The 12,624-nt window shown below is 45.8% G+C and carries 11 protein-coding genes; 8 read left to right on the plus strand and 3 right to left on the minus strand.

Annotation, left to right across the window (positions count from 1 at the left end; translation table 11 throughout):
- Nucleotides 1-167: 167 nt before the first annotated feature.
- Nucleotides 168-1,094: a GTP cyclohydrolase FolE2 gene (gene folE2 / locus ACRRSW_RS17940; RefSeq protein WP_432451884.1), complete on the plus strand. Its 927-nt coding sequence runs from the start codon at nucleotides 168-170 to the stop codon at nucleotides 1,092-1,094.
- Nucleotides 1,095-1,115: 21 nt separating this feature from the next.
- Here the strand turns inward: folE2 and ACRRSW_RS17945 are convergent, their stop codons facing one another.
- Together ACRRSW_RS17945 and ACRRSW_RS17950 are read right to left on the minus strand one after the other, a co-directional pair.
- Nucleotides 1,116-2,909, minus strand: coding sequence for a sensor domain-containing diguanylate cyclase (locus tag ACRRSW_RS17945; RefSeq protein ID WP_432460037.1), 1,794 nt, complete (start codon nucleotides 2,907-2,909; stop codon nucleotides 1,116-1,118).
- A gap of 93 nt (nucleotides 2,910-3,002) precedes the next feature.
- A complete protein-coding gene (locus ACRRSW_RS17950) occupies nucleotides 3,003-3,923 on the minus strand; it encodes a TIGR01212 family radical SAM protein (RefSeq protein WP_432460038.1) in 921 nt (306 codons plus the stop codon).
- Nucleotides 3,924-4,095: 172 nt separating this feature from the next.
- On the opposite strand from ACRRSW_RS17950, the gene ACRRSW_RS17955 reads away from it, so the two are divergent.
- On the plus strand, nucleotides 4,096-4,479 hold the full coding sequence (locus tag ACRRSW_RS17955) for a DUF2750 domain-containing protein (RefSeq protein ID WP_432460039.1): 384 nt from the start codon (nucleotides 4,096-4,098) through the stop codon (nucleotides 4,477-4,479).
- A gap of 172 nt (nucleotides 4,480-4,651) precedes the next feature.
- Nucleotides 4,652-5,935 carry a tyrosine--tRNA ligase gene (gene tyrS, locus ACRRSW_RS17960; RefSeq protein WP_432451880.1) on the plus strand — a complete coding sequence of 428 codons (1,284 nt, stop codon included), beginning with the start codon at nucleotides 4,652-4,654 and terminating at the stop codon, nucleotides 5,933-5,935.
- Between the two features lie 82 nt (nucleotides 5,936-6,017).
- On the opposite strand, the gene ACRRSW_RS17965 is transcribed toward tyrS, so the two are convergent.
- A complete protein-coding gene (locus tag ACRRSW_RS17965; protein ID WP_432460040.1) occupies nucleotides 6,018-7,295 on the minus strand; it encodes an NAD(P)/FAD-dependent oxidoreductase in 1,278 nt (425 codons plus the stop codon).
- Between the two features lie 406 nt (nucleotides 7,296-7,701).
- Between ACRRSW_RS17965 and ACRRSW_RS17970 the strand changes: the two genes are divergently transcribed.
- From ACRRSW_RS17970 to ACRRSW_RS17990, 5 genes are all read left to right on the plus strand, one after another.
- The gene (locus ACRRSW_RS17970; RefSeq protein ID WP_432451878.1) at nucleotides 7,702-8,130 is read left to right on the plus strand and encodes a GNAT family N-acetyltransferase; all 429 of its coding nucleotides are present in this window, start codon (nucleotides 7,702-7,704) and stop codon (nucleotides 8,128-8,130) included.
- A 63-nt stretch (nucleotides 8,131-8,193) separates the two neighbouring features.
- Complete coding sequence (gene mtnN, locus ACRRSW_RS17975; protein WP_432451877.1) at nucleotides 8,194-8,892, plus strand: 5'-methylthioadenosine/S-adenosylhomocysteine nucleosidase; 699 nt, start codon at nucleotides 8,194-8,196, stop codon at nucleotides 8,890-8,892.
- Nucleotides 8,892-9,839, plus strand: coding sequence for a cobalamin biosynthesis protein CobD/CbiB (locus ACRRSW_RS17980; protein ID WP_432451876.1), 948 nt, complete (start codon nucleotides 8,892-8,894; stop codon nucleotides 9,837-9,839). Before mtnN ends, ACRRSW_RS17980 begins: the two co-directional genes overlap by 1 nt.
- The gene (locus tag ACRRSW_RS17985) at nucleotides 9,826-10,665 is read left to right on the plus strand and encodes a cobalamin-binding protein (protein ID WP_432460041.1); all 840 of its coding nucleotides are present in this window, start codon (nucleotides 9,826-9,828) and stop codon (nucleotides 10,663-10,665) included. Before ACRRSW_RS17980 ends, ACRRSW_RS17985 begins: the two co-directional genes overlap by 14 nt.
- 380 nt (nucleotides 10,666-11,045) lie before the next feature.
- A complete protein-coding gene (locus tag ACRRSW_RS17990) occupies nucleotides 11,046-12,623 on the plus strand; it encodes a peptidoglycan DD-metalloendopeptidase family protein (protein WP_432460042.1) in 1,578 nt (525 codons plus the stop codon).
- Nucleotide 12,624 lies beyond the last annotated feature (1 nt).

The raw sequence follows: 12,624 nt of genomic DNA on the forward strand, positions 1-12,624 counted from the left end.
CTTATCTTCACTATTCGCTTACATTTTTGGGTAGCCAAGCTAAATACCCTACGATAAAGATGGTTAATATTAAACAGGGTTCTGTGGTATAACAGCCCATCTTTTTTTAACTAAAGCCATCGAACAAGGCTTTATTAACACATAATCGTCCGTGGAGTACCAAGTGCATGTCTACTGCAATGCCTGATATCGCTAATTCAAGCCAAGCCCAAACAGAAGGTCAACTGGATTGGGTTGGCATGAGCCAAATAGAAATGCCGATCATGGTGGCATTTGAGGATCAGGCCCCCAGTCGAGTGAGCGCCCACATCGAAGCCTTTGTCAGCTTAGATGATCCAAAGGCCAAAGGCATTCATATGTCTCGCTTATACCTGCTCCTTGATCAACTCTCAAATCAGCAGGTATTAGATTATGCAGGTTTAACTAGTTTACTGGATCAGTTTATTGCCAGTCATCAAGATTTAAGCGAACACGCACAAGTAAGCTTTAACTTCGACTATCACCTACGTCGCCGTTCTTTAGTTTCAGGTAAAACTGGTTGGAAGGCCTATCCTCTGCAGATTAAAGCCACCCGCCTGAAACAGCTCACCGAGATCGAACTCAGTGTTGAAGTCCCTTACTCTTCGACTTGCCCTTGCTCAGCTGCTTTATCACGGCAACTCATTCAGCAAGCCTTCGCCGAGCGCTTCGATTCAGAATCTGTTGATAAAGCCGACGTTCAGCGTTGGTTGGGCACCACCGATGGAATAGTCGCAACCCCGCATAGCCAACGCAGCATTGCCCAAATTAAAGTGAAACTAAGCACTCAAGCTCAAGACTTACCATTAATTAGCTTAATTGATGAAGTCGAAAATACTTTACAAACCCCGGTGCAAGCAGCCGTAAAACGCGAAGACGAACAAGAATTTGCTCGGCTTAACGGACAAAACCTAATGTTTTGTGAAGATGCCGCTCGCCGTTTACAACACCGTCTCAATCAACGCCAAGACTTCTGTGATTTTTGGGTGAGAGTGAACCACTTAGAAAGTTTACATGCTCACGATGCGGTGAGCATTGTGACCAAAGGCATCAAGCAGGGTTACTCTGGACAATAACAACATCGCATAGAGCCATCCCTAAACACTATCACTGGCGGCGCAAAAACGCGCCTTGCCTTGGTGTTTCGCGCGATACAATTGCAAATCGGCAATTCGAACTAATTCGCCATAATCCATCCCCTGCTCGGGGACAATACAAGCTAACCCAAGACTCACCGAAATAATTGGTTTCACTCCTGAATACTCATGAGGTATTTGTGCTTCATCGAGATATTCAAGTACATTATTTGCGATAATTTTAGCCCCATCCAAGCTGGTGTTTGGTAATAAAATAGCGAACTCTTCTCCGCCATAACGCGCGACTAAATCAGAACCACGCTTCACCGAACGACTAATTATTTTCGCCACTTGACGTAGCGCATCGTCCCCCAGCTGGTGACCATAGTTATCGTTATATTGCTTAAAACAATCAATATCTAACAACAGCAGGCTGAGCTCAATTCCCTCGCGACGATGGGTGACCCATAACTGCTGCAATTTTTCATCAAAACTACGCCGGTTGGCCACCTGGGTTAAGCTATCAATAAAACTCAATTCTTGAAGCTGCATAATTGCATCAGCCAGCTGTTGTTCGGTGGTTTTTCGCTCCGTCACATCACGGGTGATAAAAATAATCCCCTTTTCACCGCTCTCATCATCGAGATAAGGTCCTTTGATCACTTCATACCAGATCTGATGACCATCATCGAGATAAACCAATTCTTCATAACGGAGCGGTTTACCGGTTTCTAAAATTTGTCGATTTTGCTGTTGATGCTGCTCTAATTGTTCTTCACTTAAAACTTCGGTGAGATGCTTGCCATGCAAATCGTCACTGGTGTAACCAAACATCTTGGCAAAGGGTTCATTCCCGCCAATAAAGTTGCCTTTATCATCGATAAACCCAAGTGGGTCTGGCGTTGAATGAAATACCGTACGGATCAGATTGTTTTGTCGCCCGAGCTTTTTCTCGGAACTAATTCGATTTTGGTTTTCTTGTTCCAGTTTACGGTTCAACTCATGCCACTTGGTCACATCATAAGAAACATTCAGTACTCCAGTGACTTCATCATGCTGATTCTTAAGTGGGTAAACATTATTTTGTAATAAAATTTGTCGACTATCTGGCGCGCTAAACCACTCGGTGTACTGGCATGGTTCTCCCGCGAGTACCTGTTGATCATGTAATTGGCTACGCCCTAACTCGTAGTGCGTCAGAAAATCACTTAAACGCTTGCCTGTTAATTCAGAGGGTTTTAGGCCGTGGAACCCTGCCCAAGCCTGATTACAGCCCAGTAGACGTTCATTAGCATCTTTAAAATAAATAAACTCTGGAATGGAATGAAGTACGTCTGCAAACAACTTCTGTTCTTGCTCTATTCGATTTAGATAGGCAAAGCCTTGCGCATTCTCATAAGCATTAATAAACCATAGCTCTCGACAACCGTGCACACTTAAACTGGCGTAAAGTAATAATACCTTGGCTTGTGGTGGAGACTCGAGCTGCCAGTGCACCCCTTCCATCTTCTGTGAAGCCGTATAAGGTTGAAGCAAGTCAATCAATTGCGTGAGATGCCGAGACTCAGAGAAAACCCAAGCTTTACCGTTATTCGTCAGCTGTAGCAACTCACAAAAGCGGGGATTAGCAAACACAACTTCTTTGGTGTTCGCATCTAACATCAGTTGTGCCGCGGGAGACTTGACCATCGCAGCCTGCTGGATAAGGATCCGTCGACGAGCCAAGCCCCAGAGAATAATCACCGTAATTAACAATGCGCTTAGCGCCGCGATAGTGAATTGCATCCAAATCGCCGGATAAAAAGTCTCTTGCATCAATCGTCCATTTTTCTGCAGCCGTAGACTACTTTACCTGATAATGCAAAATATGGAACTATTCTATTATGAAACAAGTAATTACGTCACACACTAAGTAACTTTAGTGGCTAAGGCTGTTCCTTGAGCGCCTTGTTCAGCCAGTGCTTTCGCAATATCGGTGAGTGCCCACCATTTATTCTGGCACCACTCTGGCGCTAATAATATGGGAGGGCGTGAATGCGCACTCACCCGATGAAACACCACATGTGGCGGCGTATGCTGGATCAACTTTACCGCTGCGCTCACGTATTCAGCTTGGCTCATGGTGCTTAAACGACCCGCTCGCCAAGCCTTAGCCATGGTACTGCCTTCCACCACGTGTAAGGGATGTAGCTTAATACCTGCAATATCCAAAGCCAATACAGCCTCAAGCGATTGCATGTAATGCGTTAGCGTTTCTCCTGGCAAACCTAAAATTAAATGCGCGCAAACCTTAATTTTGTGTCGCTGAGCCCGCGCCACCGTTTGTTCAAAAGCCGCAAAATCATGCCCTCGATTAATTCGCTTCAAGGTTTCATCGTGGGCGGTTTGTACTCCTAACTCCAGCCACACTTCTTTACCTTGCTGCTGAAATTCGGCCAACATTTCTAATACCGCATCTGGCACACAATCTGGGCGAGTACCAATGCACAAGCCCACCACCGATGGGTCATTTAAAGCCTGCTGATACATCGAACGTAAATACTCAATCTCAGCATAGGTGCTAGTATAGGCCTGAAAATAGGCGAGATAAGCGATATTTTTATGTTTCATTTCAGCTTTACGCGCAGTCAGCTGCTCAGCAATTGATAAACGTTTTTGTTCGGGTTTCACAAAGGAGTCCACGTTACAAAAAGTACAGCCGCCAACGCCAATACTACCGTCGCGATTAGGACAGGTAAAATCACCATCCACACTAAGTTTGCGGACTTTTCCAGCAAACTGCTGCTTTAAGTGACGCCCGAGCGTATTTACATATAAATCTAATTGCACAACAACTACTTACCTACGTTGACCAAAACCAGCTTAAAATCACGGAAGCCAGTCTAGCGATAAGCGCCGTGCACTGCATCGGCATAGATCAATCCAACGACAGATCTAAAGGCTATTTTGATCAAACAGAGCTGTTATACTGTGCGCCGCAATTTATCACCTAGGAATCAATATGAGTAGCAGCGACAATGCCGTCATAGAGCAATACAACCGTCTCACCAGCAAACAACGTTACCAGTCGTTTGTAGAGCAGGCTCGTCAAGCGCAACAACTATGGACTTTAAGTGATGAGCAGGGTTGCTTAATCATCGAAACCGGCGAAGAAAAAGTCCTGTTACTATGGAGCGAACCTGCATTTGCGGAACACTGGGCCAGTAAAGATCATTCCAGCTTTCAATCGCTTGCAATTTCGCTCGACGATTTTATCGAGAAATGGGCACCCGGTATGAGCCAAGATGGCTTCGACATTGCCGTTGCTCCCAGCTTTGCTGGAGAAGGGACCATTGTCGCGCCTCTCGATCTCGCCGAAGAACTCTCAAGCGGCAAAATAAAATAAGCGCAAAATCAGGCGAAACGAGCCAAGCACCAGGCAATTCATCCCAAGTTCAGCTTAAATAGGCCAGTTAGCGGAATTAAGCTGTTTTTTTAGCGCTAGCTTAAGTGTAGAATCTTCGGCTCGAAATTTGTTCACCGCCCCCGTGGGCACAGCAATAGATACAGGTTAAATTATGACAACAACGGTTAATCCATTAATAGAAGATCTTAAGGCGCGTGGTTTAGTCGCCCAATGTACTGCCGACGAAGAACTGGCCGAACACCTTTCTAGTGGAGCCCGCACCCTGTATTGTGGCTTTGACCCCACCGCCGACAGCCTACACATTGGTAGCCTGGTGCCACTATTGATGTTGAAGCGTTTTCAACTGGCAGGCCATAAACCTTTAGCCCTAGTGGGTGGGGCAACTGGTTTAATTGGCGATCCAAGCTTTAAAGCGGCCGAACGTAAACTCAACAGTGATGAAGTGGTGACTGGTTGGGTTGCTAAGCTACAAAAACAAGTCAGCCAATTTATTGAATTTGGCGAGCAAGACAATGCGGCGAAAGTGATTAACAACCTCGATTGGACTGGCAACGTCAACGTGATTGATTTCATGCGCGGTGTGGGTAAACACTTCAGCGTAAATGCAATGATCAAGAAAGAGTCGGTGAAGCAGCGTATCGACCGCGATGAATCGGGCATTTCTTTCACCGAGTTTAGCTATATGTTGCTGCAATCTTTCGATTTTGCCGAGTTGAGCGACAAAGAAAATACCACCCTGCAAATTGGTGGCTCCGATCAGTGGGGGAATATTACTGGCGGTATCGATCTGGCGCGCCGTATGTATGGCAATAAAGTCTATGGTTTAACCATGCCGCTCGTCACCAAAGCCGATGGCACTAAATTTGGTAAAACTGAGACTGGAACAATTTGGCTCGATCCTAAACGTACCTCTCCTTACGCATTCTACCAGTTTTGGATTAACAGCGCCGATGCCGATGTTTACCAATTCCTTCGTTACTTCACCTTCTTAAGTGTTGCAGAGATTGCTGCCATTGAAGAGCGTGATAAAAGTGCTCAGGGCCGACCTGAAGCGCAAGCCATCTTAGCTCGTGAAGTCACCCGCTTAGTACATGGTGAAGAAGGTTTAGCCTCTTCAGAGCGGATCACCCAAGCGCTATTTTCTGGTGACTTAAGCTCGCTCAGCGAATCAGACTTAGAGCAGCTGGCCCAAGATGGCTTACCCTGTCGTCAAATTGAGCAAACACAAGCCAGCTTGGTTGAGCTATTAACCGCCACCGAACTGGCAAAATCGAACAAGATGGCGCGTGAATTCATTGGCAATGGTGCGGTTGCCATTAATGGCGAGAAAGTCACTGACCCAATGGCAGAGCTGAGTGCAAACGGCGCATTGTTTGGCAAATACACCTTAATTAAGCGCGGTAAAAAGCTGTTCAGCTTGGTGATTTGGGCTTAAACAATAGAACTCAACAATAAAGGTGCCGCAAAATACAGCACCTTTATTGTTGGTCAATCCTCGAAGATCAGCGTGCTATAAACTACTCATCTTCTAAACGCTCGATGCCAAGCTTTTTCATCACAAACTTCTCGTAAAATGTCTCGCTGGTTCCAGCTCTCATCTTATGCATAAAGTATTTTTCAAAACCAACCTTGGCTAAGTGCACCCATTTGCCTTGGGCAAACCAAGTGACATTACGCGGAGGGATCTGTGGCATCGCCACAAATGCGATCCCACCATCCCCGGTATCGGCCAAACAAACCGCATTCCAGCTGCCTTTTGCTGTGGCTGGTTGCTGAGTTAAATCGGCATGAATATTTTCTGCAATCGCGGTCATCATCGACTCAATCATATAACCGGTTTTTGGTGTGCCTAGTGGCACTGGGGTAACTTCAACAGGCGGGATCGCTACACAAACACCAGCCGAGAAAATATTTGGATAATGGGGAGAGCGCTGAAACTCATCTATCTTAACGAAGCCTTTCTCATTACACAGTTCTGGTACCTGAGCCACCACCTCAACTCCTTTAAAAGGAGGGATCAACATCGCATGTACAAATGCTAAATCATGGATGTCTCTCAGCTCTCCTTGGTGATCACATTCAGCCACTCGCATGCTCCCTTCACTCACCCGCTCAACTTTGGCATTAACCACCCATTTTATGTGCCGATTACGCAGCTGACTTTCCAACATCGATTTAGAGTCAGCGACCCCACCCAGCCCCAAATGACCAATATAAGGCTCTGGACTCACAAAGGTCATCGGGACTTTATGCCTGATTTTCGCATCCCGCAGCGCCTTATCTAAAATCAGTGCATACTCATAGGCAGGACCAAAACAACTCGCGCCTTGAAAAGCCCCCACGACCACTGGACCGGGGTTTTCGATGAGCTTTTGCACATCTTGATAGCATTCGATCGAGTGCCCTAAGGTACAAACCGACTGAGTAAAACCGCCCACAGGCCCTGCACCTTCAATCAGCTCAAAAGCTAATTTGGGCCCAGTTGCGATCACCAGATAGTCATATTGCAAGTCATCAGCCCCTTCTATCTCCAACCGATTATGTGCAGCATCTAGTAAAGTCGCTCGTCCCACCACCAAGTCAATCTGTTTATTAGTCAAAGGCTTAAGTAAATCAATACAGATCTGTTCTGGCTTTCGCCATCCCACCGCCACCCATGGATTAGAAGGAACAAAATGAAATGCGGGGTACTCATTTACCACCGTGATCTGATGTGATTTACCCAATCTATTTCTAAGATCGTAAGCCCCCGCTAAACCACCCAATCCGGCACCCAATACCACAATATGCGACATCTAACGAACTCCTGCTATAACAAGCTGAGAATTTAAATTAGTAAAGACTAATTTAGAAAACCCTACAATACGACTATTGTCTATAGCGATACAGAAATGTGACCCACGCCGTTTTACATTATTTCGCAGCTCTCTAGCTGTAATGCAGAGTCAGAAAGCTTGATAGATAATACTAAGCCCTCAATAAACAAGGATAATATAGCGAAGTTAATGATGAGACGAATACCGATTTCGCCGCTTATTTCTCGGGACAATTACACTTGCAACAAGCTTCTGGCAACAAAATCCCTGTAACAGACTTAAAAAAGTCATAAATCTTACCTAAGCTGCTTGCAGTCTGCCGCAGAAGGCGGTAACTATTGACTGATAAAAATAATAGTGAATTTTAACGAACATAAGGAAAACTATGCATATTCGTCCCATTCGTGAAGAAGATGCCAGCGCAGTGGCCAAATTGGCTGAACAACTTGGCTACCACCCAACGGCACAAACTGTATTACCGAACATTCATGCCATTTTGGAAAACCCTGCCCATCAATCTTTTGTTTACCTCAATGAACAAGAGCAAGTGATTGGCTGGGTACATGTTTATGTAGCCTTACGTTTAGGCTCACTTCCTTTTGCCGAAATTAGTGGCATGGCTGTCGACTTGAACTACCAAAAACAAGGCATTGGCCGCCACTTAGTGAAACAATGCCGCCATTGGGCAAACAGTCGCGGGGTAGGTGAAATTCGGGTCCGTTGCGATACCACTCGTGAACAGGCCAACCAATTTTATCAACATATCGGCTTTAAACATCGCAAATCACAACACGTGTTTGTGCGCGATCTATAGCTGTCTATCCCATCGGCTTATGATAAAATCTGGCGGATTTCTTCTTTAACTACAGAGACACTTATGACAACGGCAATTATTGGTGCAATGGAACAAGAAGTGGTAGCACTTCGCGAACTAATCAACAACTGTGAGACCTACAGCTTTGCAGGTTGTGAGTTCTATAGTGGAGAGATTAATCAGCATCCCGTTGTGGTCACTCGCTCTGGTATTGGTAAAGTTGCCGCAGCGATCGCCACCACCGTATTATTGCAGCGCTACCAGCCCAGCCAAGTGATTAATACTGGTTCTGCTGGCGGCTTCGATCCCAAGCTAAAAGTGGGTGATGTAGTCATTTCTGAGGAGCTGCGTTACCACGATGTTGACCTCACCGCATTTAACTACGAAATGGGTCAACTACCAGCCAACCCCGCCGCCTATAAGGCCGATAGCAAGTTAATTGAGCTTGCCGAGCAGGCCGCTCAACAACTATCGGGGCATCAAATCGTCCGAGGTTTAATTTGTACTGGTGATATTTTCATGGCCGACCCAGAGCGAGTAGCAAAAGCCCGCGCTGACTTCCCCAATATGATGGCGGTGGAAATGGAAGGAGCGGCAATCGCTCAGGTTTGCCATTTAGCCAAAGTGCCCTTTGTTGTGATCCGTGCTTTATCGGATATTGCTGGTAAAGAATCACCCGCGTCTTTTGATGAATTTTTAGAAACCGCAGCCAAGCACTCTACCGCCCTTGTGCTAGCGATGTTGCAACAGCTGCAACGCTAATGGATGAAAGCTCTTGGCTTTGGTTCAGCCTTAGCATCCCTTTACTCGGCATTGCCTTAGAGCGACTGATCAGCGGCCAGCTGTTCAAGCAACCCTTGTTGGTTGTTGGTCGCTTAGCCGAGCTGTTAGCGCAAAAAGTCAATCGGAGCAGTAATGGAACCAGACAACAGCGTCTAGCTGGCAGCATGGCCTTGTTTACCCTAGTGCTACCTTTAGCCATAGGCTTAGTTCTGTTTAATCAACTGAATCCCTTAACAATGCTGGTTGACCCCTTGTTATTACTGTGTTTATTGCAATGGCAACAACCAATGCACAGCTATCACAAAATCACTTTGCTGATCAATAGGCAGCAGCATCAGCAAGCCCGCAGCTTACTTCGCCCTTGGGTACTGCGCGATTGTGAAGAGCTTTCGGCAGTGGGGGTAGCCAAAGCCAGCGCCGAGATGCTGCTTCTCCGCTTAGCTAGCAATTGGTTTGGGGTGATTTTTTGGTTTATGGTCGGCGGTATCGTTCCAGCCTTAAGCTATCGCTTAGTCTGCGAGTTACATCAAACTTGGAACCCCAAGCTAGTGCAATATCGACAATTTGGTCGCACTGCGAGCATTCTTTATCAAACCTTTAGCTGGCTCCCCTTCCGCATACTCAGTTTAATTTTTTGCTGCTATGGTCATTACGGACGCAACTTCACAGCAGGTAAGCAAGGATTTCGCTGGCCCTACAGCAGCAGCGGTCAATTGCTCGGCGTCGCCGCGTCTAGTCTACAAAGTGAGCTTGGAGGGCCTCGCCTTTATCAACAAAAAAAAGTTGAACAAGCTAGATTTGGCCCTAGTAAACATTATCCCAAAGCCGCTGAATTAGACCGACTAGCCTTAAAACTGAATATGAGTGCTTTGTTATTTTTATTGTTACTCAGCCCAATCTATGTGGCGCGTATTGTCTACTTATAGAGGAATTTGGCTGCTCATTGCAGGACTTTGCTTCAGTTTTAACAGCTTCGCGGTAAGCAAACCACAACGTATTATATCCTTAGCCCCTCACTTGACCGAACTAGTGTATTCCTTAGGTGCTGGCAATCGTCTGATTGCCACCGTAGATTACGCCGACTACCCTAAGGCGGCGAAATCTCTACCGCGAATAGGTAACTACCAATACATTAGTTTAGAGAGCATTTTGGCCTTGCAGCCCGATTTAGTGTTGGTATGGCAACAGGGGAATCAAAAAGGTCTCGCTCAGAAATTAGCGGCACTCAATATTGCTGTCTACGTATCGGCTCCCAAAACACTGCTGCAACTACCACAAGAAATATTACAATTGGGGAGAGCCCTAGGAGAGCCGCAGCAAGGTCTGCGACTCAGTCAACAAAGCCAACAAATTCTGAAGCAACTTCAACAACGCTACCAAACTCGGCCTAAGGTCAGTGTCTTTTATCAACTATGGCACAATCCACTACGCAGTATTTCAGCCAAGAGTTGGATTAACGATGGGATCCGCTTATGCGGCGGTGAGAATATTATGGCCGAAGCGCCAGCACCTTATCCCTTATTATCTGAAGAGTTGGTATTGGCCGCCAATCCACAGGCAATCATTGTGGCTCAGTGGGCATTCAATCACTTCTGGAATAAATGGCCGCAACTACAAGCAGTACAGCAGCAAACCATCTATCATTTAGATCCCGATAAAGCACATCGGCTAACACTACGCACTCTCGAAAGCTTAACTGAGCTATGTGATGTTCTAGAAAAAACTCGAAAAAAAACCCACTCAGATAACTGAGTGGGACGAGAGCATATACGAGTGAAGAAAAATCTTCAGATGAACTAATGAAAGTCTTGTGCCAGCTTTACCTGAACAATAAGTATAAACAAAACTTCAACACAGACAGCCTCCAATAAGCATCCTGTTAGCGATTTATTTCACCAATAACTCAACTTTCCCTCAGTGTACCAATCATTATCCTGAGCGCTTAACGACCACAACATTATGTTTATAAATCGAAGCGAAAACGCTTGCACCACCTTTTGTCAACTTGCGCCAAATTGGGTCTTAGCTTCAATTTATTATGGATAAATCGCCAGCAAACGCACTGAATCTGGCATTCTGACCGGCATCTAGCTACAATCGGCCTAATCTCTTGTTTGTATGTTGGAAGTAGATTGGCAAGCTTATTACCAAAACGTCATAGACGGCTCTTATTGATTGCGCTGATTGTAGTGCTGGCCGCACTGCTCTTTCCCAGCGACCCTCCCGTATCAGCAGAACAATCACGCCAACCTATCGATTTATCTGCTCCGGTAGCTCAAATCAGTTTGCCTTCAAATGAGACCTCAGAGCCAGCCAGCAGTGATTTAAACAACTCACAAGATCTTCACGAGAAAGCCAATAGCAGTCAATCGACCGCTAACCAAGCGCACTTACAACAAGCGAGCTCAGCGGCTCCACAGGCAAGCCCTTCGTTGCAGTCAAAACCAATCAGCGCCTTAACTCTCAATGCGACTGAAAACGCCTCAAAGGAAAGTCTAAAAGCAAGCGAAGTGCAACAACGGCTCAGCCAATTCGATACCAAACAGCCACTACAACGTGGTGTTCGTTACCGTTTAGACTTAGCAATCGAGAGCAGCCAACTCAAGCCCGAAGAAGAACATTTTTATACCCTAAAACGACAAACTGTAAAATCTGGCGATAGTATGGCGTTATTATTCTCTCGTGTTGGACTCAGCGCAAAGAGCCTCTATCAAATCGATCAGTTAGGCGGCGAAGCACATCAACTGCGAACCCTGCATCCTGGCGATAAACTAGATTTTTACTTAGATGAAAATGACCAGTTAATAGAATTACGTTATCCACGCTCAAAATACCAAACCTTAATTATTGAGCGTGATGAACAGCAACAATTTCAGGCCAGAGTGGAAACAAAAGCGCTAGAAATTAGAACCAATTTTGCGCGAGGCAACATTACATCAAGTTTTTGGAATGCCGGGATTAGCGCACAACTCAGTCAGGGACAAATCATGGCTTTAGCGGCCATTTTTGGTTGGGACATCGATTTTGCTCTCGACATTCGCAGCAACGACAGCTTTATGGTGTTGTTTGAAGAATACTATGTTGACGGACAGTATGCTGGCAATGGCAATATTATTGCCGCTGAATTTATTAATCAGGGCGAAGTATTTAGAGCGGTTCGCAACGACGATGATGATAACTACTATTCACCAGAAGGGCGCCCCATGCGCAAGGCCTTCTTACGCGCGCCGGTCAATTTTAAATATATCAGCTCCAATTTCAATCCTCGCCGCTTACATCCGGTGACAGGAAAGGTTCGTCCACACAATGGGATCGATTATGCGGCGAAACCGGGTACGCCAGTTCAGGCTGCAGGCGATGGCCGGGTGATAAAATCAGGATACAATCAATACAATGGCAATTATGTGTTTATTCAACATAGCAGTGCCTATGTCACCAAATATTTGCACTTGAAAAAACGTTATGTAAAAACTGGACAACGAATTAAACAAGGGAAAATAATTGGTACGGTAGGCGCTACCGGTCGTGTTACCGGGCCACATTTACATTATGAGTTTTTGGTTCACGGTGTACATAAAAACCCTCGAACGGTGAAACTACCGACGTCTACGCCACTTAAGGGTGATAAGAAAAAACGCTTCTTGCCTACGGCTAAGTCACGGATTGCCCAACTCGATAATACCAAACGTGTATTATTGGCCATGAATTAAG

This window comes from Agarivorans sp. QJM3NY_25 (assembly GCF_050870875.2).
Classification (GTDB): Bacteria; Pseudomonadota; Gammaproteobacteria; order Enterobacterales; family Celerinatantimonadaceae; genus Agarivorans.

Bases quoted from the DNA above. Each gene is read 5' to 3' on its own strand.
- folE2 (WP_432451884.1), top strand. From the start codon at position 168: ATGTCTACTGCAATGCCTGATATCGCTAATTCAAGCCAAGCCCAAACA.
- ACRRSW_RS17970 (WP_432451878.1), top strand. From the start codon at position 7,702: ATGCATATTCGTCCCATTCGTGAAGAAGATGCCAGCGCAGTGGCCAAA.
- mtnN (WP_432451877.1), top strand. From the start codon at position 8,194: ATGACAACGGCAATTATTGGTGCAATGGAACAAGAAGTGGTAGCACTT.
- ACRRSW_RS17965 (WP_432460040.1), bottom strand. From the start codon at position 7,295: ATGTCGCATATTGTGGTATTGGGTGCCGGATTGGGTGGTTTAGCGGGG.
- ACRRSW_RS17945 (WP_432460037.1), bottom strand. From the start codon at position 2,909: ATGCAAGAGACTTTTTATCCGGCGATTTGGATGCAATTCACTATCGCG.
- tyrS (WP_432451880.1), top strand. From the start codon at position 4,652: ATGACAACAACGGTTAATCCATTAATAGAAGATCTTAAGGCGCGTGGT.
- ACRRSW_RS17955 (WP_432460039.1), top strand. From the start codon at position 4,096: ATGAGTAGCAGCGACAATGCCGTCATAGAGCAATACAACCGTCTCACC.
- ACRRSW_RS17980 (WP_432451876.1), top strand. From the start codon at position 8,892: ATGGATGAAAGCTCTTGGCTTTGGTTCAGCCTTAGCATCCCTTTACTC.